Raw genomic sequence first — 23,535 nt, forward strand, 5'->3', positions numbered from 1 at the left:
ACCCCGGTTCGTCGGGAGTGACGTGACGGGTGATTTCCTCCCTCGCCACTTCTGTCCGAACGGGGACGCGGACATTAGCGTGGGCGGTGGCAACTGACCACGTGCGCGGGATGGGAGATGCGTGGCGAATCCGCCGTTGACCGTACGGACGAGCGACGACGGCACGGTCGTGCTGCAGCCTCGCGGTGACGTCGGCGTCGACGCGGCGGTCGAGCTACGTCAGCTCCTCGTGCACCTGATCCGCCGGGTGCGCCCGTACCGGCTGGTGGTCGACCTCGCGGAGGTCAGCGGCCTGGACGACATCAACGTCGGGACGCTGGTGGCGATCGTCCCGGTGGCCGACGAACTCGGTGTCGCCGTCTTCCTCGACAACCCGTCGGCCGGAGTCGCGGATCTGCTGTGCGCGTCCGGCGTCCCGCACCAACGGTTGCGTCCGGTACGCGCCTGACCGCCCGCGGCGTGCGACGATGCTCGGATGCTGCCCGCAGCGCAGGACACCGGTCCGGTCGACGGCCGCGCCGAGCTGATCGAGGCGTTCCGCGGGGAACTGCACGCGCACTGCTACCGGATGCTGGGCTCGCCGCACGACGCCGACGACGCCGTCCAGGAGACCCTGGTAGGGGCGTGGCGCGGGCTGGCGCGGTACGAGGATCGCGGCGGGATCCGGCCGTGGCTCTACAAGATCGCCACCAACCGCTGCCTCACCATGTTGGCGCGTCGCGGCCACCGGGAGGTGCCGGCCGACCTCTCGGTGGAGGCGACGCAGGTGCAGCCGTACCCGGACGGCCGGCTCGAGTGGGCGCGGACGCTGACCCCGGAGGCCCGCGTGCTGGCCCGCGAAGGCGTCGAGCTGGCGTTCGTCGCCGCTCTGCGGCACCTCACCGCTGCGCAGCGGGCCGTGCTGCTGCTGCGCGAGGTCCTCGGGTTCAGCGCCCGCGAGGTGGCCGGCCTGCTGGACACCACGGTCCCCGCCGTGAACAGCGCCCTGCAACGGGCCCGCGCGAGACTCGACGGGTTGCGGCCCGAGGCCAGCCAGCAGCGGACGCTGCGCCTGCTGGGCGACCGGGCGGTCCGCGAATTGGCACAGCGGTACGCGACCGCGTGGGAGCAGGGGAACGTCGACGCGATCGTCGCCCTGCTCGCCGAGGACGCCCGCTACTCGATGCCACCGCTTCCCGTCGTGTACCAGGGCCGGCTGAGCATCCGCGCCTTCCTCGTCGAGGTGACCACCGCGCGACGTTGGCGTTTCCTACCCGCCTCGGCCAACGGGCAGCTGACCTTCGGCACCTACCGGTGGGACGACGAGCGGGGCAGCTGGCTGGCCGCCGGCCTGGACCTGCTGGCCGTGCGCGGGTCGGCGGTCACCGAGGTCGTGTCGTTCCTGACCGCCGACTTCCCCTCGTTCGGCCTGCCGACGGAGATCGCCGGTCAGCCTGCGCGATGAGTTCGGGCCGCCGCACGGGTTGTACCGGTGACCACAACCCGCAGGAGGCAACAGCATGCAGACCGAAACGCAGGGCGACGCGGACGACCGGCGGCTCGTCACCGAGCTGATCGAGCGCTGGGCGGCGGCGGTGCACACCGGCGACCTGGACACCGTGCTCGCCGACCACGCCGACGACATCGTGATGTTCGACGTACCGCCACCGCACGACGGGGTCCGCGGCCTCGCCGCCTACCGCGACACCTGGCCGCCGTTCTTCCGGTGGCAGGCACAGGGCGCCGCCTTCGAGATCGTCTCGCTGGAGGTGACCGCCGGCGACGACGTCGCGTTCGCGCACGCCCTGCTGCGCTGCGGCACCCCGCAGGACCTGGCCCGCGACCCGGGCCACCACCTGCGCCTCACCATCGGGCTGCGCAAGACGCACGGACGGTGGGTCGTCACGCACGAGCACCACTCCTTCGCCGACACCTCAGGCGATCAGGGCACGACCGGGGAGCAGGGCACGACCGGCGGGCAGGCACGGCCGGCCCTGCGGCCGTGACCGGCCCGCCCGCGTCGGCGCCGGCGACTCAGCCGGAGCGGCCCCGCTCCCGGGGCGGAATGGGGTCGTCGTACGCACCGGAGACCCCGTGGTAACGCTCACCGTCGAGGAACGGGTCGGCGTTGGCGGTGCAGCCGTGCAACCCCAGGGTCTGCTGCTGCATCACCGGCGCCGGCCGGCCCCGACCCGGGCACCGCTCGTGCCCGAAGCCGAGCCGGTGCCCGACCTCGTGGTTGACCATGTAGCGGCGGTAGGTGGCGAGGCTGGCGCCGTAACCCGGCACGCCCTTCACCCAGCGGGCGACGTTGAGGACCACCCGGTCGCCGTTGCGGCAGGAGGTGTAGCCGTCCGGCCGGTCCTGGCACAGCTCGTCGCGGGTGCCGGGGGTGGCCAGGTAGATGGTGAAGTCGGCGCGCTGGCCCGGCCCGACCCGACGCAGGGTCCGCTCCCCGTCGGCGGTCCAGCCGCGCGGACCGGACAACGTCCGGGTGACCTCCGCCGCGACGTCCGCCACCGGCAGGCCCCGGATGTCGCGCTCCACCGCCACCCGGTAGCGCAGCAGCCGGCCGTCGCCACGCCGGGCCGACGGCTCGGCGGCGGCCACCCGCCACTCGCCGCCGCCGTCCGCCGGATAGCTGACCGCGGCGGGTCGGGGCGGTGGTGACGCCACGGGCGCGGCGGTGCTGGCGATCCCGCCGGCGGGCCGACCGGCGGGCGGCCGGACCGGCTCGGCAGCGGCCGGCCGACCGGTGCCCGGCAGCCCGCAGCCGGCCAACAGCGCGGCGCAGAGCAGGGCGGTCAGCGCCGACGCCGCTGATCCGCCCGGTGCCCGGCCCGTAGTCTTGCTGGTCATGTGCCTCCCCTCGCCTCCCACCGGGGGTCGGTGGTGCGCAGGGAAGAGGACGAGCGGACCGGCCAAAAAGTTGATCTCTTACGGACTCAACCTTTCGCCCGCCCCACTCGTCCTCTCCCCCGTGGGGTACGGGAAGGCCGGCCATGGCCCGGGGTGACGCCGAGTTCGTCGAGTTCACCCGGGCGGCGTCGGGGCGGCTGGTGCACGCCGCCTTCCTGATGACCGGCGACCACCACCAGGCCGAGGACGCCGCGCAGACCGCCCTGGTCCGCACCTACGCGTCGTGGGCCCGGGTCCGCGACAACGACGCCTACGGCTACGCCCGCCGGATCCTGGTCAACCATCTCGTCGACGGCTGGCGCCGGCCGATCCGCGAGTACCCCCGCGACGACGTCCCGGAGCAGCGCCGCGGCGACGTCGCCGACGAGGTGGTCACCCGGCGCTGGTTGCTCGCCATCCTCGGCACGCTCAGTCCTCGGGAGCGCGCCATCGTCGTACTGCGCTACTACTTCGACCTTCCGGAGTCCCAGGTGGCCCGCGAACTCGACGTCTCGGTCGGGACGGTGAAGAGCACCAGCTCCCGCGCCCTGGAGAAGCTGCGGATCGCCGGCGCCGGTGCGCCGCAGCCCGAGGGGACCCGGCGATGAACGAGGCGGAGCGGCTGCGGCAGGCGATGCGGACGACCGAACGCGGCGATCGGGACAGCCTCGACCTGGCCGAGATCATGCGTGCGGGACGTCGGCTGCGCCTGCGCCGCCGGCTTGCCAGCACCGGCGCGGCGGCGCTCTCGGTCGCGGTGCTCGTCTTCGGTGTCGCGGTCGTCGGGCAGCTGGCCGGAGCACCGCAGCCCTCGCCACAGCCCGGTCCGGTCGGCACCGCGCCGGCCACCCGCGAGGCACTGCCATCGCCCTCCACCACCGCGAGCCCCTGGGAGCCGCGCCCGAAACCGCTCGGCGCGGTGGTGCGGACCGACCTGCGGTACGGCGACGAGGAGCGGGTCTTCTACTTCGTCCCGGTCGACGTGCCGGCCGCGCCCCGGGTGACGATGGGGTTGGTCGCCGGTCGGCGCTCCGCCGGTGGGGAGCTGACCTCGGACTACCTGGTCAACGACGTCGAGGGCTTCGACCGCCGGCCCGGTTTCCACCAGATCGGCAACGACCAGCAGGGCTTCCCGCCGCACCGCAGCCCGGTGCCGACCTTCGGTTACTTCGTCGGGCCCGCCAAACGGATCGTCGGCACCGCCGACGGCCGTCAGATCACCGCCCGGCTGGCGAGGTGGAGCGAGGATCCGCAGGTGGTGATCTTCTGGTTCCATCCGGATTCGCTCGCGCCGGGGGTGGAGTTGGACGGCATCGTCGCCCGGGACGCGGCCGACCGGCGGCTCTGAGCTCCGGGTCCGCAGCCATGGACCGCCGGACCCTGGATAAACCGCACCTGGATGGGGTTCCGGGCGGGTGCCACGGTCGGTCCATGACCACTTCGACATACTCCGTCACCGGCCACTGGATCGGTGGCGAGATCGTCGCCGGCTCGGCCGGCACTCTTCCCGTCGTCAACCCGGCGACCGGCGACCTCGTCGCGGAGACACCGGCCGGCACCGCCGCCGACGTCGACCGCGCCGTCGCCGCCGCCCGGGCCGCCTTCCCCGGCTGGGCCGCGTTCACCCCGGCGGAGCGGGCCGACCTGCTACGCCGGGTCGCCGCGGGTCTCGCCGCCCGCCAGGAGGAGATCGCCACCGCGATCACCGCCGAGATGGGCTCCCCGATCAGCCTGTCCCGGACCGCCCAGGTCGGCTTCCCGGCCGCCGTGATCGAGTCCATCGCCGGCCTCGCCGGGGAGTTCCCGTGGACCGAGGAGATCGGCAACTCCCTGATCGTCCGCGAGCCCATCGGCGTGGTCGGCGCGATCACGCCGTGGAACTTCCCGCTGCAACAGGTCGTCTCCAAGCTGGCGCCGGCGCTGCTCGCGGGAAACACGATGGTCCTCAAGCCGTCCGAGAACGCGCCCCTGACCGCGGGGATCCTCGCCGAGGTCGTCGCCGCGGCGGGCGTGCCGGCCGGCGTGTTCAACGTCGTCTACGGCACCGGCCCGGTCGTCGGGGAGGCCATCTCCGCCCACCCGGGCGTCGACATGATCTCCTTCACCGGTTCCACCCGCGCCGGGCGGCGCATCTCCGCCGTGGCCGGGGAGACCGTCAAGCGGGTCGCGCTGGAGCTGGGCGGCAAGGGCGCGACCGTCATCCTCGACGACGCCAACCTGCCGCAGGCGGTCACCGCCGGCGTCATGATGGCGTTCGCCAACGGCGGCCAGGTCTGCGGCGCGTGGCCGCGGATGCTGGTCCCGGCGGCCCGTCAGGAGGAGGTCGTCGCGCTGGCCGTCGAGGCGGCGAAGCAGCACACCGTGGGCGACCCGACCGACGAGGCGACCCGGATCGGCCCGATGGCCTCCGAGGCGCACCGGGAGAAGGTCCACGGATACATCGAGCGGGGCATCGCCGACGGCGCGCGACTGGTGTTCGGCGGCCCCGGCCGGCCGGAGGGGTTGACGAAGGGCGCCTACGTCCGGCCGACGATCTTCGCCGACGTCGACCCGCGCTCCGCGATCGCCCAGGAGGAGATCTTCGGTCCGGTGCTGACGATCATCCCGTACGCCGACGAGGAGGAGGCGGTCGCCATCGCCAACGGCACGGTGTACGGCCTGACCAGCGGCGTCTTCGGCGCACCGGAGCACGCGCTGGCGGTCGCCCGGCGGCTGCGGGCGGGCCAGGTCGACGTGAACGGTGGCCACTGGAACCCGCTCGCCCCGTTCGGCGGCTACCAGCAGTCCGGCAACGGCCGTGAGTTCGGCCGCTTCGGGCTGGAGGAGTTCCTGGAGACGAAGTCCATCCAGCGCTGATTCCGACGGACGGCCCCGCCCGGACCATCGGGCCGGGGCCGTCCGCAACCGCGAGGACCACGGGGCTGATGGTGCTGTTGTGGTCTACGCGGCTCCTGAGCCAGGGACTGATCCGCCCTGGTTAACGCCCTGTGGCGGAGCGAGGGTGGAGCGAGGAACAGGGCCGCCGGGCAACCCGTTGTACCGGACGGTGTGCCGCCCGAGCCGTGCGGGCCGGAAGGAGAGACCCACCGTGGACCGCGCACAACTCGCCAGCTTCCTGCGTACCCGCCGGGAGGCGCTGCAGCCCGAGGACGTCGGGCTGCCCCGGGGCCGGCGTCGGCGTACCGGTGGGCTGCGGCGCGAGGAGGTCGCCGCGCTCAGCGGGATGTCGACCGACTACTACAGCCGGCTGGAACAGCAGCGCGGAGCGCACCCCTCCGAGCAGATGCTCGCCGCGCTGGCCCGGGGCCTGCGGCTCTCGCTGGCCGAGCGGGACCACCTGTTCCAACTCGCCGGGCACGCCGTCCCGCGCCGGGCCGTCCGGGCCGACCACGTCAACCCCGGGATGATGCGGATCCTCGACCGGCTGCACGACACCCCCGCCCAGGTGGTGAACCACCTCGGCGAGACCCTGGCGCAGACCGCGCCGGCGGTCGCGCTGCTCGGCGACGAGACCCGGCACACCGGGCTGGCCAGCAGCGTGCACTACCGCTGGTTCACCGACCCGGCGGCGCGGCTGCGGCACCCGGCCGCGGACCACGCCACGCAGAGCCGGCTCATCGCCGCGCACCTGCACGCCGCGTACACCCGGGACGGCCGGGCGTCGCGGGCCGCGGCGATCGTCGACGCGCTGCTCGCGGCCAGCGCGGAGTTCGCCGCGCTGTGGCGGGAGCACCCGGTGCCGGGCTCGTACTGCCCGCCGAAGCGGTTCCAGCACCCCGAGGTCGGCTCGTTGGAGCTGCACTGCCAGGTCCTGGTGGATCCGGATGAGTCCCAGACGCTGCTGGTCTACACCGCCGTGCCCGGCTCGGAGAGCGACGAGAAGCTCCGCCTGCTCTCCGTCATCGGCGCCCAGCGGGTCTGACCGCTCGCCGGCGGCTCGGCCGGGCCGGCGAGGGATCCGCAGCGGTCAGCTCCGCAGGAAGGCGAGCAGGTCCTTGTTCACCTGGTCCTGCATCGTCGCCGTCACGCCGTGCGGGGCGCCCGGGTAGTAGATCTCCTGCGCGTTCGCCACGAGCTGGGCGGTCTTGTGCGCCGAGTCCTTGACCGGGACGATCTGGTCGTCCTCGCCGTGCATGACCAGCGTGGGGACGTCGAACTTCGCAAGGTCGGCCCTGAAGTCCGTCTCCGAGAAGGCCTTGATGCTCTGGTACGCGTTCCACAGCCCGGACTGCATGCTCCACAGCCAGAACTGGTCGAGGATCCCCTTGGAGACCTTCGCGCCCTTGCGGTTCGCGCCGTAGAACATCTGCGCCAGGTCCTGGTAGAACTGCGACCGGTCGGCGAAGAGCTGGGCCCGCAGGTCGTCGAAGACGTTGATCGGCAACCCCTCCGGGTTGTCCGGGGACTGCACCATGATCGGCGGCACGGCCGAGATGAGCACGGCCTTGGCGACCCGGCTCGTACCGTGCCGGCCGATGTAGCGCGCCACCTCGCCGCCACCGGTCGAGTGCCCGACCAGGGTGGCGTCGCGCAGGTCGAGCGCCTCGATGACCGCGGCCAGGTCGTCGGCGTACCCGTCCATGTCGTTGCCGGCGCTGGCCTGACCCGACCGGCCGTGCCCACGACGGTCGTGGGCGACCACCCGGAAGCCGTTCTGGACGAGGAAGAGCATCTGCCCGTCCCAGGCGTCGGCGCTCAGTGGCCAGCCGTGGGAGAAGGTGACGACCGGACCCGAGCCCCAGTCCTTGTAGTAGATCTTGGTGCCGTCCTTGGCCTTGATGTAGCTCATGCGGTGCTCCCCCGTCGTTCTGACAGTCGCGAGTGGCGGCGGCAGGCGCAGGGTTGCCGGCGCCGGGCGTGCGGACGGCGACCGCCGCAGCGAAGACCCCGCCGACGGTGGGCCCGGGCCGCTCTTTCCGATGCTAGGTGCGGCAACCGGCCGGCACGGCCGCTTCGGCCGAACGGCGCACAGATCACCGGGCCGGATCGGGCCGCGCGTAGCGGGCCGGGCCGACCCCGAGATGGCGGGTGAAGTGCCGGGTCAGGTGTGCCTGGTCGAAGAAACCGGCGGCGGCCGCGACGTCGGCGGGGCGCTGGCCGGCGAGGAGCAGGCGGCGGGCGAGGTCGATCCGCCGGCTGGTCAGGTACGCGTGCGGCGGCAGCCCGTGCACGCGGGTGAACGTCCGGACCAGATGGGTCGGGTGCGCATGGAGCAACTCCCCCGCCTCACGCAGGGTGAGGCCCTCGGCGGTCCGCGCGTCCAGCAGCTCGCGCATCCGAACGGCGAGACCACGGTCGGACGGCCGGACGGTGGCCGGGGTCTGCCGGCGCAGGTGCCGGCCGAGCCGTTCCAGGACGAACGCGAGCCGACTGTCGGCCTCCAGCTCGTCACCGGGCCGGGCGAGCACCTGGTGGAGCTGGTGGATCCGGTAGCGCAGCCTCGGGTCGGCCAGGCTCGGCCGGCCGACGGCCCGGCCGGCGAGTTCCGCGTCGAGCACCGACGTGTCGAGGTACAGCACCCGCTTGCGGAAGCCTTCTCGGGTGGCGGAGCGGCCGTCGTGCGGCACGTACGGAGGCAGCAGCGTGACCGACGTCGGCAAGGCGCCGTGCCGGTGCCGGTCGAGGTCGTAGCGGACCGCCCCGTCGTCGACGATCAGCAGCGTCCAGGCGTCGTGGGTGTGCGACGGGTACGCGTGGTCGACGAAGCGGGCGTGGAAGACCTCGGCGACCCCGGCCACGGCGGGTCGCCAGGCGCTGACGTGCGCACCGGCCGGCGGGCTGGCCACGCTAAGAACGTACAAGACCGGCGGGTCCACGGGCGGACAGGCTCGACGCCATGACCGAACCGATCCGCTTTCCCACGAAGATTGCCGTCCTGCTCAGCGACGACCTGGCGACCTGGCAGCGGCTGAACGTCACCGCCTTTCTGATCAGCGGCATCGCGCACGCCGAGGCGGACCTGCTCGGCGAGGAGTACCGGGACGCGGACGACACCAGCTACCTGCCGATGTTCCGCCAACCGGTGCTGGTCCTCGTCGGCGACCGGTCCACGTTGACCGGTGCGCACTCCCGCGCGCTCGGCCGCGGGCTGCGCATCTCGGTCTTCACGCGGGAACTCTTCGCCACCGGCAACGACCGGGACAACCGCGCGGCCGTCCGGGCGGTCGGCCGCGACAAGCTCGACCTGGTCGGGTTGGCGCTGCACGCCCCGCGCAACGTGGTGGACAAGGTCCTCAAGGGCGCCCGGATGCATCCCTGACCCCGTCGGGGGCGCCGGGCGCGCCGGCACGGGCATCGTGCACCGGGTGTTCATGCCATGTTCCGGCGGGGGTTCCAGGGTGGCGGGCCGCGGCCGTTTGCATCAGGCCCGGCGGTAACGACCGTCCACAGCATGCTGGAGGCAATGTGGGTACCTCTTCGATACGGGCGCGCGTCGTCTCGGTCGGCGCGGCCGCGATCTCGCTGCTCGCGGCCGCGCCGGCGCTCGGCGCCCCGACGCACCCGAACCCCGGGCACTTCGCCGCGGGGGCGAGCTGCGCACCGGACGCGTCGCTGCTCGGCTTCTCCGACGCCCTCGACAAGACCACCTTCCGGGGCACCCCGGTCGCCGGTCTCTCCGCGCTGGCGTTCGCCCGACCGTCGCGGGCCCTGGCGCTGGTGGACAACATCGGCACCACCCCGGCGCGCGTGTACGAGCTGGGGCTGGAGACCGACCGGCGCGGGGTCGACGTGGCCGTCCGCGACGTCACCGTGCTCACCCGGCCGGACGGCACGCCGTACACCGGCGCGGACTTCGACGGCGAGGGGCTCGTCGCCGAGCACGGCGGGGCCACCGTGCTGGCCAGTTCGGAGCGGGAGCCGTCCATCCGGCGGTTCCGGCTCTCCGACGGCCGCGAGATCGCGTCGTTGCCGGTGCCGGCCCGGTTCCAGGTGACCCCGGCCGGGGAGGCCACGGTCAACCAGACCTTCGAGGCGCTCGCCACCACCCCGGACCATCGGACGCTCTACGCCGGGATGGAGGGGCCACTGGCCGCGGACGGCCGCGACGCCGAGGGCCGGGGCCTGCAGCGGATCATCCGGTACGCCGGTCGCGAGGGCGCCGCCTACACCCCGAGCGCCCAGTACGCGTACCGCACCGACGCCAACCTCGGCCTGGTGGAGCTGTTGGCGCTCGGCGACGACCAGCTGCTCGCCGTGGAGCGGGGTTTCACCACCGGCGTGGGCAACACCGTCCGGGTGTACCGCGTTTCCGCGACCGGCGCGCCGGACGTCTCCGCCGTGCCGTCCCTGTCGACGGTGACCGACCAGCGTTCGTGGCTGGGCAAGGAGCTGCTGGTCGACATCGCCGACTGCCCGCCGTCCGGCGCGACCACCAAGCAGCCGCAGCCCAACCCGCTGCTGGACAACGTCGAGGGCGCCGCGCTCGGCGGTCCGCTGCCCGGCGGCCTCCGCGCCCTCTATCTCGTCTCGGACGACAACGGCAGCGCCACCCAGACCACCCGGGTGTACGCGCTGTCGGTGACGCTGCGCCCCGAGGTGAGCCTGCGGAGTCGGGCGCTGATCTCGGCGACCGCCTACCAGCCCGGCCCGGTCTCCGGCACCCAGCTCGCGCCGACCCCGGTCAACGGGATCGCGCCGCCCTTCCCCGGCCAGCCCATCCCCGGCTTCTCCGCGGTGATTCCGGCGCGGGCCGGCGACCGCTCCGGCGAGCGGCTGCTCGCCATGCCCGACAACGGCTTCGGCGCGAAGACCAACTCGGCCGACTTCCTGTTGCGGGCCTACGAGATCGAGCCGAAGTACGGCACCCACCGCGTGAAGATCGATGGACACATCAGCTTCCGCGACCCGGACCGCAAGGTGCCGTTCCCGATCGTCAACGGCGGCACCCGCGACCGGCTGCTGACCGGCGCGGACTTCGACATCGAGTCGCTGGCCCGGGACGCGCGGGGTGACCTGTGGATCGGTGACGAGTTCGGCCCGTACCTGATCCGTACCGATCGGACCGGCAAGGTGCTCCAGGCGCCGATCCCGCTGCCGGACGGGACCAAGTCGCCCCAGTCGCCGGATCTCACGCCGGGCGAGACCCCGACCCTGCGCGCCAGCAACGGCTTCGAGGCGATGGCGGCCAGCCAGGACGGGTGGACCCTCTACCCGATTCTGGAGGGCGCGAAGACGGCCGACCCCGACCAGCGGCGCCGGGTCGTCTACGAGTTCGACGTGCGGGCCAACCGCTACAGCGGCCGTACCTGGTCGTTCCGGGTGGACGACCCGTCCCTGCTGGTCGGCGACGCGGCGGTGCTCGACGGGCGGCGGCTGCTGCTGATCGAGCGGGACAACGCCATGGGGCCGCAGACGCTGGTCAAGCGTCTGGTCGTCGCCGACCTCGACGAGGTCGGCAGCGACGGCTACCTGACCCGCCGCACCGCGGTCGACCTGATGCGGGTCGCCGACCCGGACGGCGTCTCCACCCCGGCCCGCCCAGGCGAGTACGGCGTCGGCCCGCTCTTCTCGTTCCCATTGCAGTCGGTCGAGTCGGTCCTGCCGCTCGGCGGTGACCGGGTGCTCGTCGCCAACGACAACAACTTCCCCGGCAACGACGGGCGCATCGCGGGGCGCGCGGACGACACCGAGCTCATCGTTCTCGACGTAGCCGGCCTGCGGTAGCCGGCGGACGGACGGCCCCCGGCGCGCTGCGCCGGGGGCCGTCCTCCGTCCGTGGTCCACGTCGCTCAGCGACGACGATCGTGGGATCCACCGACCCTCACGGGATTTGCCCCACCCGCAAGACATTGATATCAATGCCCATGGCTGTAATACTTAACACACTTTACAGTTGGATCCGCCGTCCCGGACCAGCGCCCGCCACCGAACTACCGGCACCCCTGCCAGAGCCCCACCGGTGACCGGCGTGCCCGCGCGCCGGCGGAGTCCCGATCTACCGCTCCGCGCGGTGGAAAGGACCAGGACATGGCGCGACGATTGGCCGGGGTCGCCCCCCGCCGGCTCCGCACCCGACTGGCCGCCGCGCTCAGCGCGGCGGCCCTCATCGTGCCGGTGAGCCTGCTGCTCGGCACCCCACCCGCGGCCGCGGCCACCGTGGGCGCCATCGCCGGCTACGGCGGCAAGTGCGTCGACGTCGCCGCGGCGAACCCCGCCAACGGCACCCAGGTGCAGCTCTACGCCTGCAACGGCTCCACGGCTCAGCAGTGGACCGTCGCCGACGACGGCACGATCCGGGCGCTCGGGAAGTGCCTCGACATCGCCGCCGCCAGCACCGCCAACGGCGCCCGGGTGCAGATCTACGACTGCAACGGCACCGGGGCGCAGCGGTGGTCGTACAGCGCCGGGCAGGTGGTCAACCCGACCTCGGGCAAGTGCCTCGACGCGACCGGCCCGAGCTCGGCCGACGGCACCCCCTTGCAGATCTGGACCTGCACCGGCGCCGCCAACCAGACCTGGACCCTGCCCACCGGCGGCACCCCGCCGCCGCCCGCCGGCGGGTTCACCCACCCCGGAGTGCTGGTCAGCCGCGGCCAGCTCGACTTCGTGCGGGGACGGGTGCAGGCCGGCGCGCAGCCGTGGACGGCGGCCTACAACCAGATGATGGGCAGCCGGTACGCCTCGCTGTCGCGGACCCCGGCGCCCCGCGCGGTCGTCGAGTGCGGCTCCTACTCCAACCCCAACTACGGCTGCACCGACGAGCGTGAGGACGCGATCGCCGCGTACACCGACGCGCTCGCCTGGTACGTGACCGGGGACGCCCGGTACGCCCAGAAGGCCATTCAGATCATGGACGCCTGGTCCGCGACGATCACCGCGCACACCGGCAGCAACGCGCCGCTGCAGACCGGCTGGGCCGGCTCGGTCTGGCCCCGGGCCGCCGAGATCATCAAGTACACCTACAGCAGTTGGCCCAACGCGAACCGGTTCGCCACCATGCTGCGCAACGTCTACCTGCCGATGGTCCGCAACGGCTCCAGCAGCAACGGAAACTGGGAGCTGAGCATGATGGAGGCCACGGTCGGCATCGCCGTCTTCCTCGACGACCGGGCCAGCTACGACGCGGCGGTCACCCGCTTCCTCAACCGGACGAGGGCCTTCATCTACCTGCCCAGCGACGGAGCGCTGCCGTACACGGTGCCCGGCAGCGGTCTGGACACCAGCAGCGAGATCATCAACTACTGGCACGGCCAGTCCACCTTCGTCGCCGGCCTGGCGCAGGAGACTTGCCGCGACTTCACCCACACCGGGTACGGGATCTCGGCCATCTCGCACGTCGCGGAGACCTCCCGGATCCAGGGTCGGGACCTGTACCCGCAGGTCGGTGAACGGCTGCGGCACGCCCTCGGTTTCCACTCGACGTACCAGCTCGGCACGGCGGCGCCCTCCTGGCTCTGCGGCGGCAGCCTCACCCGGGGCCTCGGCCCGATCACCGAGGTCGGCTTCAACGCGATGGGCAACCGCCTGGGCAACACGATGACCAACACCCAGACCCTCACGCTCCAACAGCGACCCGCCGGCAGCAACAACCTCTTCGTCGCGTGGGAGACGCTGACCCACGGCGACAACCCGAACTGACCGGGCCGGGGTCGGGCGCCGTCGGAGCGGCGCCCGGCCCCGTGATCCGTGCGACTGCCCGCCCCGTCCCAGTTCGGCAGAATGGGCGGCATGCGCCTAGATCTCTCCGGTAAGACCGCCCTCGTCACCGGCTCGACCCAGGGCATCGGCCGCGCCATCGCCGCGGGACTCGCCGCGGCGGGGGCCCGGGTCGGGGTGAACGGACGATCGACCGAGTCCGTCGACCGCGCCCTGGCCGAGCTGGGCGAGGGCGACTTCGTGGCGGTACCCGCCGACGTCGCGACCGCCGACGGGGCGGCGGCGGTGCTCGACCTGCTCCCCCGGGTCGACATTCTGATCAACAACCTCGGCATCTTCGGCGCACAGGCCGCGCTGGAGATCACCGACGACGACTGGCGGCGCTACTTCGAGGTGAACGTGCTGGCTGCCGTCCGGTTGACCCGGGAGTATCTGCCGGGGATGCGCGAGCGCGGCTGGGGCCGGATCCAGTACATCGCGAGCGACTCCGCAGTGGTCACCCCGATCGAGATGATCCACTACGGCGTCTCCAAGACGGCGCTGCTGGCCGTCTCCCGCGGCTTCGCCAAGGAGGCGGCCGGTTCGGGCGTCACCGTGAACAGCGTGATCGCCGGGCCGACCCACACCGGCGGGGTCGAGGACTTCGTCCGATCGCTGGTCGGCACCGACCTGCCCTGGGACGACGCGCAGCGCGAGTTCATGCTCCGGCACCGCCCGCAGTCGCTGCTGCAACGGCTCATCGAGCCGGAGGAGATCGCGAACATGGTGGTCTACCTGTCGTCGCCGCTCGCGTCGGCGACCACCGGGGCGCGCTGCGGGTGGACGGCGGTTACGTCGACGCCATCCTGCCCTGACGCCGCCGATCGCGGGCCTCCCGGCCGCCTGATGGCCCGACGCATTTCCCGTCATTGGGAATCAGATCGGGTCGGAAGAACGACTCCACTGCTCTTCAAAAGCGATTGCCAGCGCTTGCGTTCAGCCGCCATGGCGGCGACGAATTCCTGTCCGGGAAATGACATGTGTCGTTCCACCACATGTTCGATTCGACGTTTTCAACGGCGCATGCCGGCTGGTTGACCTGCCCGTACGCGCTCAACGCCCGAGATCGGCATGCGGTTGGTCCATTTTGCCGCGTCGCCATGTCGCCAACCGGTCAAAGGCTTTTCCGGAACGGCTTTGGATACGCATGCTTCCCCGGGGCCCAAACAGCGGCCCGATCGACGCAGGGCCGGAGAATGGCCCCACGTTGGGGGGAGGAACATCAATGTTCGGTAAGCAGGCCACCAGGCCCACGAGAGCGGCGCTCGCCGTGCTCGTGCCGGGCGTCATGGTGGCGGTCGCGGGGGTAGCCGCTCCGGCGTACGCCGCGGACCCGGAGGAGGCCGCGAAGGCCCGGGCCACGCCGGCCTATCAACTGGCGAGGGGCGAGACGTGCGGGCTTCGCCCGTCCGCCGGCAAGAGCCCGAAGGACGAGACGCTCAGCTGCCTGGGTGTCGAGACGAAGCTGGACCGGACGCCCGCGGTGGGTGAGACCGCGACCCTGCGGGTCGCCGTACGCGCCCAGGGCAAGATCGGGCCGAGCGACATCAGTGTCACCCTTCCGGCCGAGCTGGAGTGGGTCACCGCGCCGGCCGAGCTGGGCGTCCAGAAGCGCGCCAGCGCCCAGCCCGAGCGGGCCGGCTCGGTCTCGGTCGCGCGTACCACCCGCGCCCTGCGCAGCGGCGACAGCGTCGCGTTCAGCGGCGTGGTCCGGGCCGTCAAGGCCGGCCAGGTGCAGATCCAGGCGCGGGCGACCGCTCCCTACGGCAAGGACGTCCAGGCCGGTCAGGACGACGTCTTCCTGACCATCGGGGCGAAGGCCGGGCTCTCCCGGCTCGGGCACGCGACCCCGACGAGCGACAACGCCACCCGGTCCGTGCCCACCTCGGCGCGGGCGCCCCGGCTTGCCGGGCAGAAGCTGAAGAGCGTCGGTGTGTCGAGTGTGGCCGGCGAGGCCCGGGCCGAGGCCACCGCCAAGGGGCTGGCCGTGATCAGCCCGCAGGCGCCCTGCGACACCCGGGTGGCCGGCAACTGGAGCTTCCAGGACCAGAACGGCGCCTGGCACAACCAGATGAACATGCAGGTGCAGGTCTGGGACGACGACACCTTCGGAGACTCGCTGCTCGCCAGCGGGGTGACCGACGGCGCCGGCAACTACAACATCTGCTTCGACTCCCAGGTCGAGGGATGGCCGGACAGCGGCACGGCGGACATCTACGTCCGCTTCATCACCTCCAACTCGCTGTGGCGGGTGCAGCGCGGCGGCAACCCGTTGACGTTCCAGACCGGTACGACAAACGACGTGGCCACCGGCAGCACCCTGAACCTCGGCTCGCTCAGCGCCGCGGACGGGGCGCTGCAACGCGGCCTGCACGCGTTCGACTCCGGCAACGACGCCTGGCTGTGGGTGCCGAAGCCCAACAACCTGTGCTGGGACCAGGACGACGCGAGCTGCCGGCAGGTGGTCGTCAACTGGGCGCCGGACTCGACCGACGGGACGTACTACGACCTGGGCGGCAACCAGGTCCACCTGGCCGCCGACGATCCGAACGCGCCGACCACCGTGGTGCACGAGATCGGCCACGCGGTGATGGACGACCTGTACAACGACAGCTTCCCCGCCGCGCCGAACTGCAGCCCGCACAGCGTCACCGGCGCCAGTTCCGCCGGCTGCGCCTGGACCGAGGGTTGGGCGGAGTGGTTCCCGGCGACGGTCTACAACGACCCGTTCTTCCGCTGGCCGAGCGGTGCCTCGCTCAACCTGGAGAACGCCAGTTGGGGCAACGGCTGGGGCGAGGGCGACACCACCGAGGGCCGGGTCGCCGCAGCGCTGATCGACATCACCGACTCCGCGAACGAGGGGACCTGGGACCGGTACGGCGAAGGCCCGTTCAACATCTGGACGACCTCCCGCCGGTACAACTCCGCGACCTTCGCGGCCTTCTGGGCCAACCGCACCGCCGACGGTTTCAACGTGGCAGACTCCGGCGCCCGCGCCTCGGTCTACCAGAACACGATCGACTACCAGTTCCGGGACCCGCTGGGCAGCTACGCCCCGCTGACCCGCCCGGTGCCGACGCCGCCGCACAACTTCGGCTACTCGACGTCGTCGCCCTACTGGTCGGTGGTCGCGCTGAAGCCCAACTCGGGCGACCTGGACCTGCAGCTCTACGACGACCGGGGGCAGGGCGCCTACCTGAGCGGCAGCGCCTGGGGTGGCACCGCGATCGACTTCGTCACGGTGGACTCCAACCGTCGGGCGGTGGGCGACTACTACCCGCGGGTGTCGAACTACTCGGGCGGCGGTGGCTACCGCGTCGAACTCGCCCAGGGCTCGTCGGTGCTGAACGCCGGCAGCAGCACGATCACGATGGGCAGCAACAACGTGGTCACGGTGCGGGACGCGTACCTGACCGCCGGGGTGCCGGTCACCATCTCGGTGGCGGCCACCAACGTCGGCCAGGATGCCGAGCTGTTCGTCTTCGACAGCGACCCGGCCAACTCGGCGACCTGGATCCGCTCCCGGTCCAGTGCCGTGGCCGCGGCCAGCGGCGGCGGCGCCGGCGCGACCGAGTCGGTCACCCTCACCCCGACCCGCACCGCCTGGTACGGCGTCGTGGTGACCAACAAGGCAGGCTCGGGGAACTACACCCTCACCCGGTCCTGAGCATCGAAGGGCCGTGCAGACCGGTCCGGGAGCGCCCACTCGGCGCTCCCGGACCACCCTGCGCCGCGGCCCGCTGTCCCGCGTCCCGGCCGGGACGGAACCGGCGACGCCGAGATGGCGTCCGACCAGGGTGAACGTGACGTGGGAGGCGACCGATGCACCGACGTGCAGTCCTGGCCCTGCTCGCTGTGCCGGCTCTGCTGGCCGCGGCGACGACCGCGGGCTGCGCCGGCGGCGACGGCAGCGGATCGGAGCTGCCGACCGACGCCCAGGCGCTGGTGCTGCGGCTGAGCGAGCTGCCCGGCATGCTGCCCCTCGGCGGCGTGGCAGCCATCCCGCCGCGCTTCTCCCTCTTCGGCGACGGCCGGCTGATCAGCGTCCCGACCGGATCGCCCGGCGGTTGGCCACAACTGCGCGAGGACCGCATTCCGCCGGACGGCGTACGCGATCTGTTCCGGCACGCCGTCAGGTTGCCGGAGCAGGCCGCGGCCGGCGGCCCCGACGAGCCCGTCGTCCGGGTCGTCGTCGGATCGACCGACGGGCAGCGCACCGTCACCCTTCCCCGGGCCGACCCGGCCGCCGCGCGGCTGCGGGCGGCGCTCGCCCGGTACGCCGACGGCCAGTCGGTGCCGTACCAGCCGACCGCCGTCGCGGTCGTCGCCACGCCGAGCGACTCCCCCGAACCGGCCCGCCCCTGGCCGTTGCCGGGGCTGCCCGGCGAGGCCCTCGGCGGCACGTCGGCCGGCTCCACCTGCCTCGTGCTGCGCGGCGCCGACCTCGACACGGTCCGCCGGACGGTCGCCACCGCCGACGCCGGCACGCACTTCACTACCGGTGGACGGTTGTGGCAGGTGACCGCACGGCCGCTCCTGCCGGACGAGGCCGACTGCGCCGACCTGTAGCCGCCGAGGGTCCCGGGCGGGCGTGGGCGCTCAGCCCTCGGTGCCCAGCGCCGCCACCGGGCTGACCCGGGACGCCCGCCGCGCCGGCAGCACCCCGGCCAGCGCGGTCAGCACGACCAGCGCCGCGAAGAGCCCGATGACCGGCAGCACCGGCAGCACCAGCGGCGCGTTCACCCCGAGGGCCTCGACCGTCAGCCAGGCGTACGGGACGCCGAGCAGCAGGCCGATGCTCGCACCGATCAACCCGTAGAGACCGGCCTCGGCGGTCAGCATGGCGCGTAGGCCGGCCCGGGACAGGCCGACCGCGCGGAGCAGTCCGGACTCGCGTACCCGCTCCACCACCGACAGCGCGGTCGTGGAACCCACGCCGACCACCGCGATCAGCACGGTGAGGCTGACCAGCCCGGCGGCGATCCAGAGCAGGGTGCCCAGCACCGCGTCGTTTCGGTCGCGCTCGTCGGCGAGCACCGCGAGGCCCACCCCGTCGGTACCGGCGATCGCCTGCCGCAGCGCCTGCACCCCGGCGGTACGGCCCTCCTCGCCCGAGCGGGCCGGGTCGGCCAGCAGCCCGGTGTACGCCGCCGGCACGCCGAGCCGGTCGAGGTCGCCGGGGGCGGCCAGGATGCCGGCGTGCAGTGGGCCGTGGTCGGGCAGGATCGCGGCCACCCGCACCTCGACGGTACGTCCGGCGAGGGCGAGTCCCGCGCTTTCGCCGACCCTCAGCCCGGTGCTCCGGGCGACCCAGCTGCCGAGCACGATCCGGCCGGGCCCCCGGTCGGCCAGCGTGCCCTGGGCCACGTCCAACCGGTCGGTGGTCGGCAGGGCCGCCACGTCGAGGTCGGTCGTCGGATACCCGGACTCGGCACCGCCGAGCCGGTCGCCGCCGCGCACCAGCGTGACGTCGGCGACCCGCCGGTACGGCACCACCCGGGCCAGCGCGCCGCCGGCCGTCTCGGCCCGCGTCACCACCGCGCTCGGCAGGGTCGAGCCGTTGCTGCTGGTGATCTCGAAGTCGGCCGGCGCGGAGAGGGCCAGTTCCCGGTCGGTGAGCACCCGCAGCGACGCGCTGCCGATGGCCACCCCGGAGATTAGGGTCACGCCGAGCGCGACCACCACGGAGACCGCGGCAGCCCGGCGCGGCGCCCCGCCGATGCCGCCGACGGCCAGCCGTCCGATCGGCCCGAACTGGCGCATCGGCCAGCCCACCGTGGCCAGGACCGGTCGCACCAGCAGCGGCCCGAGGCAGACCAGCGCGAAGAACGCCAGCGCACCGGACGCGACGAGCAGGAGCAGCACGGAACCCGGGTCGTAGGACTCCTGTTCCGGTGTGGGCAACCGGCTTGCCGCCGTGCCGCCCGCCAGCACCGCAGCCGCGGCCAGCAGCAGCCCGCTGACCAGCCGTGGCGCGCCGATGCCGCGTTGGCCGGCGGTGGTGCTCGCCGCGCGCAACGCCTCCAGCGGAGCGACCCGGGCGGCCGAGAACGCCGGCGCGAGCACCGCCAGCGCGGTGAGGACCACGGCGCCGATCACCACGGCGACCGCCGCCGCCAGTGGCACCCCCGGGGACGAGACGGCCAGGCCGGAGGCGCGCAGGATCGCCGGCAGGGCGTGCCCGAGGCCGAGCGCGGCGAGTACCCCGACGACGCCGGCGACCAGGCCGGTGAGGGCTCCCTCCACGGTCAGCGCCAGCACCAGTGAGCCTCGGTTCGCCCCGACCGCGCGCAGCAGCGCGAGCTGCCGCATCCGCTGGGCGAAGACGATCCGGAACGTCGAGGTGACCACGAGCGCCGCGGCGGCGACCGCGACCGCGACGAACATGGCGACCAGCGCGAAGAGCTTCCCGACCTGTTCGGCCGCCGCGTCGGCCTCCTCCTGGCGGACCTCGTCGCCGGCGCGGATCGGCAGGTCGGCCGGGAGCGCCGCGCTCAGCCGCTGGCGGACCGTCTCCGCCGACTCGCCGGGGGCCACCCGCAGGTCGATCCGGTTCAGCTCGGTCAGGTGGGCCCACTCGGTCACGGCGGCGGCCGGGGCGTACCCGTCGTAGCCGGCGTCGTCGGCGGTTTCGACCAGGCCGGTCACGGTGAGCCGGGCGGGCGTGGTCAGTTCGCCGCCGGTCCCGGTGGTCACGGTGCCGACCGAGAGCCCCAACCGCTCGGCGGTGCGCCGGGTGACCGCCAACTCGCCCGGGGCGTCCGGGTAGCTCCCCTCGACCAGGCGGACGGCGGCCAGCGGGCCGGCGCCGGGGTCGGTCCGCAGGTTGAGGTACGACTCGCCGACGCTCACGCCGAGGTCCAGCCGGCCCACCGCCTCGGCGACGCCGGGCACGGCGCGGATCCGCCGCAACGCCTCCAGGGTGGGCGGCGGCTGCTCCGGGGCGCCGATCACCAGGTCGGTGGCGGCCGGGGTGCCGCTCAGGTTGTCCCGCGCGGTCTGCTCGGTGATCTGCTGCGCGAGCACGGTGCCGAAGACGACGAACGACGCGACCAGGATGGCCAGGCCGGTCAGGATCAGCCGACCGGGGCGGCGGGCTGCCGCGTTGACCTGGGTACGCAGCACAGCCGCCCTCATGCGCCGGCCGCCAGATCGCGCAGCGCGTCGGTGACCGAGCCCTGGTCGGGCTTGTCGATCTCGCCGGCGACCCGGCCGTCGGCGAGCAGCACCGCCCGGTCGGCGTACCCGGCGGCGATCGGGTCGTGGGTGACCATGACGATCGTCTGACCGAGGTCACGTACCGAGTCCCGCAGGAAGGAGAGCACCTCCGCGCCGGAGCGGGAGTCGAGGTTGCCGGTCGGCTCGTCGGCGAAGACGACCTCCGGGCGCGACACCAGGGCCCGGGCCAGTGCCACCCGTTGTTGCTGGCCACCGGAGAGCTCGCTGGGTCGGTGGCCGAGCCGGTCGCCCAGCCCCAGCACCCCGACCAGGTGTGCGAGGAGATCCGGGTCCGGCTGGCGACCGGCCAGATCCAGCGGCAGGGTGATGTTCTGCGCCGCGGTGAGCTGCGGCAGCAGGTTGAACGACTGGAAGACGAACCCGATCCGCTCCCGGCGCACCCGGGTCAGCGTCCGGTCGGACTGCCCGGTGAGCTCGGTGCCGCCGAGCAGGACCCGGCCGGCGGTGGCGGTGTCCAGGCCGGCGAGGCAGTGCATCAGCGTCGACTTGCCGGACCCCGACGGCCCCATGATCGCGGTGAACTGGGCACGGCCGAAGCCGACCGACACCCCGTCCAGTGCGCGTACCGACGTGTCGCCGCTGCCGTACACCTTGACCAGGTCGACCGCGGCGACCGCCAGGCTCGTCTCCGGTGGGGCGGGGCTCTGCGTTCTCATGGATCCTCCAGTGATGGTTCTCCGACCCCGGAAGCCTGGCCGTCGGCGGCCGGCGGGCACATCGGTCCGGAGCCGGGTACGCGCCGCCGTCGGGTCTGCCTTTCGGCCGATCCGTGACCACCACCCGGCTGGCTACGCTGGGTCACGATGAACGCGCCGGGACTTCGACGTTGGTGGGTGCGCCTGGCCCAGGCCGGCGGCCTGGTGGTGCTGGGCCTGCTCGTCCTCTTCGACCTGCGCTACAGCACGATCGGCGGGATGAGCAGCGCCGCCGCCCTGCTCCTGCTGGTGCGGATGGGGCTGGCGGTGGCGACGGTGCCGCTCTGGCTCCCGGTGCACCGGCAGGGCTCCCGCCGGCTGCCGTTGGCGGCGCTCACGCTCGCGCTCGCCTCACTCGCCGTAACCGCCGGGATCCGGATCGTCGCCGGTGACGGCTACCTGCTCAGCGGCAGTTGGGGGCTGGCCGAGTCGGCCGGGCTGCTGGCGGTGGTCTTCGTGGTGACCCGCTGGGGCGCGCCCCGGCTCGCGCCCTGGGCCGCGGTGCTCGCCGGGCTCGCCGCCGCCGCGCTGCCACTGCGCGCCGGCGTCGAGAACGCGTACGTGATCTTCGGGCTGATCCAGGCGCTCGCCGCGGCCGGCGCCGCCGCGGGCGGGCTCTACCTGCGCGTCGTCGCGGCCGGGCGGGAGCGGGCGATCTCGCTGGTACGGGCCGAGCAGCGCGCCGAGTTCGCCCGTGACCTGCACGACTTCATCGCCCACCACGTGACCGGGATCGTGGTGCAGGCGCAGGGGGCCCGGTTCGTGGCCGAGCAGGACCCGCAGCGGGTCATCGCCGCTCTGGAGCAGATCGAGCGGGCCGGCGCGGAGACGATGGCGTCGATGCGGCGGATGGTCGGGATCCTGCGCAGCCCGGACGCCGCGCCGGACGCCCCGGTGGCCCCGCTGGCCGGCGTGGCCGATCTGGCGCCCCTGCTGGCGGGGTTCAACGGCAGCGCGAGCGCGCCGGCCCGGCTGCACGTCGACGGCCCGCTGGACGGGCTGCCGGTGGAGGTCTCCACGTCCGGCTACCGGGTGGTGATGGAGGGGCTGACCAACAGCCGCCAGCACGCCCCCGACGCCCGGTCGGTCGATGTCTTCGTGCGCCGTACCCCCGACTGGCTGCTGGTCCGGGTGGCCGACGACGGCGCGACCCCGCGTACCCCGCCGGCCCGCGGGCACGGTTACGGCCTGATCGGTCTCACCGAGCGGGTACGCGCCCTCGGCGGCACGATCACCGCCGGCCCCGGTGTCGCCGGCGGCTGGGTGCTGGACGCGGCGCTGCCGCTGCACTCGACGGCGCTCCGATGATCCGCGTGCTGATCGCCGACGACCAGGCGATGGTCCGGACCGGCTTCGGCATGATCGTCGGGGCACAGCCGGACATGACGGTGATCGGTGAGGCCGCCGACGGCGTGGCGGCGGTCGAGCTGGCCCGACGGCTGCGCCCGGACGTGGTGCTGCTGGACATCCGGATGCCGCGCCTCGACGGCCTGGCGGCGCTCCGGCTGCTCGCCGGGCCAGGCGTCGCCGACCCGATCAGGGTGGTCGTGGTGACCACCTTCGACCTCGACGAGTACGTGCACACCGCGCTGCGCAACGGCGCCTGCGGCTTCCTGCTCAAGGACTCCGGCCCGGCGCTTCTGGTGGAGGCCGTCCGGGCGGCCGTCTCCGGCGACGCGCTGATCAGCCCGTCCATCACGGTACGGCTGCTGGAGCACCTCAGCCCACCCGCCCCGACCCGTGACGACGCCGGGTTGTCCCCGCGGGAACTCGACGTCGTGAAGCTCGTCGCCCGGGGTCTGACCAACGCCGAGATCGCCACCCGGCTCTTCATCGCCGTCGGCACGGTCAAGACCCACCTGGCCAGCGTGCAGATGAAGCTGCCGGCCCGGAACCGGGTCGAGATCGCCGCCTGGGCGTGGGAACGCCGCCTGGTCGGCTGACCCGCGTCCCGAAGGAGTTCCGGGCAGCGCCCGTCGGCGTCCGCAAGGGACTGTCCAGCTCCGGCCGGCCGGCGGGCTGGGGGCGGGCGGGCCACGACAGGCGTAGGACCGGCCATCGAAATATTTCGCCACTCGTCGGATGAGCC

The 23,535-nt window shown here is 73.4% G+C and carries 19 protein-coding genes and 1 pseudogene; 15 read left to right on the forward strand and 5 right to left on the reverse strand.

Annotated elements, in window-relative coordinates; all coding sequences use genetic code 11:
• The first annotated feature begins 136 nt into the window (after positions 1-136).
• From ACIP9D_RS03225 to ACIP9D_RS03235, 3 genes and pseudogenes are all read left to right on the forward strand, one after another.
• The gene (locus tag ACIP9D_RS03225; RefSeq protein WP_350870449.1) at positions 137-448 is read left to right on the forward strand and encodes an STAS domain-containing protein; all 312 of its coding nucleotides are present in this window, start codon (positions 137-139) and stop codon (positions 446-448) included.
• 27 nt (positions 449-475) lie between these two features.
• On the forward strand, positions 476-1,444 hold the full coding sequence (locus tag ACIP9D_RS03230) for an RNA polymerase subunit sigma-70 (protein WP_350870451.1): 969 nt from the start codon (positions 476-478) through the stop codon (positions 1,442-1,444).
• A 55-nt stretch (positions 1,445-1,499) separates the two neighbouring features.
• Positions 1,500-1,943, forward strand: a pseudogene (locus tag ACIP9D_RS03235) (YybH family protein); the annotation flags it as partial.
• A gap of 70 nt (positions 1,944-2,013) precedes the next feature.
• On the opposite strand, the gene ACIP9D_RS03240 reads toward ACIP9D_RS03235, so the two are convergent.
• A complete protein-coding gene (locus ACIP9D_RS03240; RefSeq protein ID WP_350870454.1) occupies positions 2,014-2,838 on the reverse strand; it encodes a DUF3152 domain-containing protein in 825 nt (274 codons plus the stop codon).
• 143 nt (positions 2,839-2,981) lie between these two features.
• Here ACIP9D_RS03240 and ACIP9D_RS03245 point away from each other — a divergent pair, with 143 nt between their 5' ends.
• The 4 genes from ACIP9D_RS03245 to ACIP9D_RS03260 all read left to right on the forward strand — a co-directional run bounded on the left by ACIP9D_RS03245 (position 2,982) and on the right by ACIP9D_RS03260 (position 6,799).
• Entirely contained in the window at positions 2,982-3,485 is a 504-nt protein-coding gene (locus ACIP9D_RS03245) for a SigE family RNA polymerase sigma factor (RefSeq protein WP_350870457.1), read from the forward strand.
• Positions 3,482-4,225, forward strand: a complete 744-nt coding sequence (locus ACIP9D_RS03250) for a hypothetical protein (RefSeq protein ID WP_350870458.1) — start codon at positions 3,482-3,484, stop codon at positions 4,223-4,225. Before ACIP9D_RS03245 ends, ACIP9D_RS03250 begins: the two co-directional genes overlap by 4 nt.
• An 83-nt stretch (positions 4,226-4,308) precedes the next feature.
• Entirely contained in the window at positions 4,309-5,733 is a 1,425-nt protein-coding gene (locus tag ACIP9D_RS03255) for an aldehyde dehydrogenase family protein (RefSeq protein ID WP_350870461.1), read from the forward strand.
• Between the two features lie 232 nt (positions 5,734-5,965).
• The gene (locus ACIP9D_RS03260) at positions 5,966-6,799 is read left to right on the forward strand and encodes a helix-turn-helix transcriptional regulator (RefSeq protein WP_350870464.1); all 834 of its coding nucleotides are present in this window, start codon (positions 5,966-5,968) and stop codon (positions 6,797-6,799) included.
• A gap of 45 nt (positions 6,800-6,844) precedes the next feature.
• On the opposite strand, the gene ACIP9D_RS03265 is transcribed toward ACIP9D_RS03260, so the two are convergent.
• On the reverse strand, positions 6,845-7,666 hold the full coding sequence (locus tag ACIP9D_RS03265; protein WP_350870466.1) for an alpha/beta hydrolase: 822 nt from the start codon (positions 7,664-7,666) through the stop codon (positions 6,845-6,847).
• 184 nt (positions 7,667-7,850) lie between these two features.
• A complete protein-coding gene (locus ACIP9D_RS03270; protein ID WP_350870469.1) occupies positions 7,851-8,663 on the reverse strand; it encodes an AraC family transcriptional regulator in 813 nt (270 codons plus the stop codon).
• Between the two features lie 50 nt (positions 8,664-8,713).
• Between ACIP9D_RS03270 and ACIP9D_RS03275 the strand changes: the two genes are divergently transcribed.
• The 6 genes from ACIP9D_RS03275 (at position 8,714) to ACIP9D_RS03300 (ending at position 18,081) form a co-directional block, all read left to right on the forward strand.
• On the forward strand, positions 8,714-9,136 hold the full coding sequence (locus ACIP9D_RS03275) for a DUF2000 domain-containing protein (RefSeq protein WP_350870470.1): 423 nt from the start codon (positions 8,714-8,716) through the stop codon (positions 9,134-9,136).
• Positions 9,137-9,282: 146 nt separating this feature from the next.
• Positions 9,283-11,541, forward strand: a complete 2,259-nt coding sequence (locus ACIP9D_RS03280) for an esterase-like activity of phytase family protein (RefSeq protein ID WP_350870472.1) — start codon at positions 9,283-9,285, stop codon at positions 11,539-11,541.
• A gap of 303 nt (positions 11,542-11,844) precedes the next feature.
• A complete protein-coding gene (locus ACIP9D_RS03285) occupies positions 11,845-13,455 on the forward strand; it encodes a ricin-type beta-trefoil lectin domain protein (protein WP_350870474.1) in 1,611 nt (536 codons plus the stop codon).
• 81 nt (positions 13,456-13,536) lie between these two features.
• Positions 13,537-14,550 (forward strand): SDR family oxidoreductase, encoded by a 1,014-nt coding sequence (locus ACIP9D_RS03290; protein WP_350870476.1) that lies wholly within the window; start codon positions 13,537-13,539, stop codon positions 14,548-14,550.
• 187 nt (positions 14,551-14,737) lie between these two features.
• Positions 14,738-17,179 carry a hypothetical protein gene (locus tag ACIP9D_RS03295; RefSeq protein ID WP_350870478.1) on the forward strand — a complete coding sequence of 814 codons (2,442 nt, stop codon included), beginning with the start codon at positions 14,738-14,740 and terminating at the stop codon, positions 17,177-17,179.
• Between the two features lie 155 nt (positions 17,180-17,334).
• Positions 17,335-18,081 carry a hypothetical protein gene (locus tag ACIP9D_RS03300; protein WP_350870480.1) on the forward strand — a complete coding sequence of 249 codons (747 nt, stop codon included), beginning with the start codon at positions 17,335-17,337 and terminating at the stop codon, positions 18,079-18,081.
• 30 nt (positions 18,082-18,111) lie between these two features.
• On the opposite strand, the gene ACIP9D_RS03305 is transcribed toward ACIP9D_RS03300, so the two are convergent.
• Entirely contained in the window at positions 18,112-20,649 is a 2,538-nt protein-coding gene (locus ACIP9D_RS03305) for an ABC transporter permease (protein WP_350870481.1), read from the reverse strand.
• Complete coding sequence (locus ACIP9D_RS03310; RefSeq protein ID WP_350870482.1) at positions 20,646-21,407, reverse strand: ABC transporter ATP-binding protein; 762 nt, start codon at positions 21,405-21,407, stop codon at positions 20,646-20,648. Before ACIP9D_RS03310 ends, ACIP9D_RS03305 begins: the two co-directional genes overlap by 4 nt.
• 147 nt (positions 21,408-21,554) lie before the next feature.
• Between ACIP9D_RS03310 and ACIP9D_RS03315 the strand changes: the two genes are divergently transcribed.
• Together ACIP9D_RS03315 and ACIP9D_RS03320 are read left to right on the forward strand one after the other, a co-directional pair.
• Complete coding sequence (locus ACIP9D_RS03315) at positions 21,555-22,754, forward strand: histidine kinase (protein WP_350870483.1); 1,200 nt, start codon at positions 21,555-21,557, stop codon at positions 22,752-22,754.
• Positions 22,751-23,389, forward strand: coding sequence for a response regulator transcription factor (locus ACIP9D_RS03320; protein WP_350870484.1), 639 nt, complete (start codon positions 22,751-22,753; stop codon positions 23,387-23,389). The genes ACIP9D_RS03315 and ACIP9D_RS03320 overlap by 4 nt, the downstream gene beginning before the upstream one ends.
• Positions 23,390-23,535: the final 146 nt, after the last annotated feature.

The sequence above is a fragment of the Micromonospora sp. NPDC093243 genome (assembly GCF_044753725.1).
Taxonomy (GTDB): domain Bacteria; phylum Actinomycetota; class Actinomycetes; order Mycobacteriales; family Micromonosporaceae; genus Micromonospora.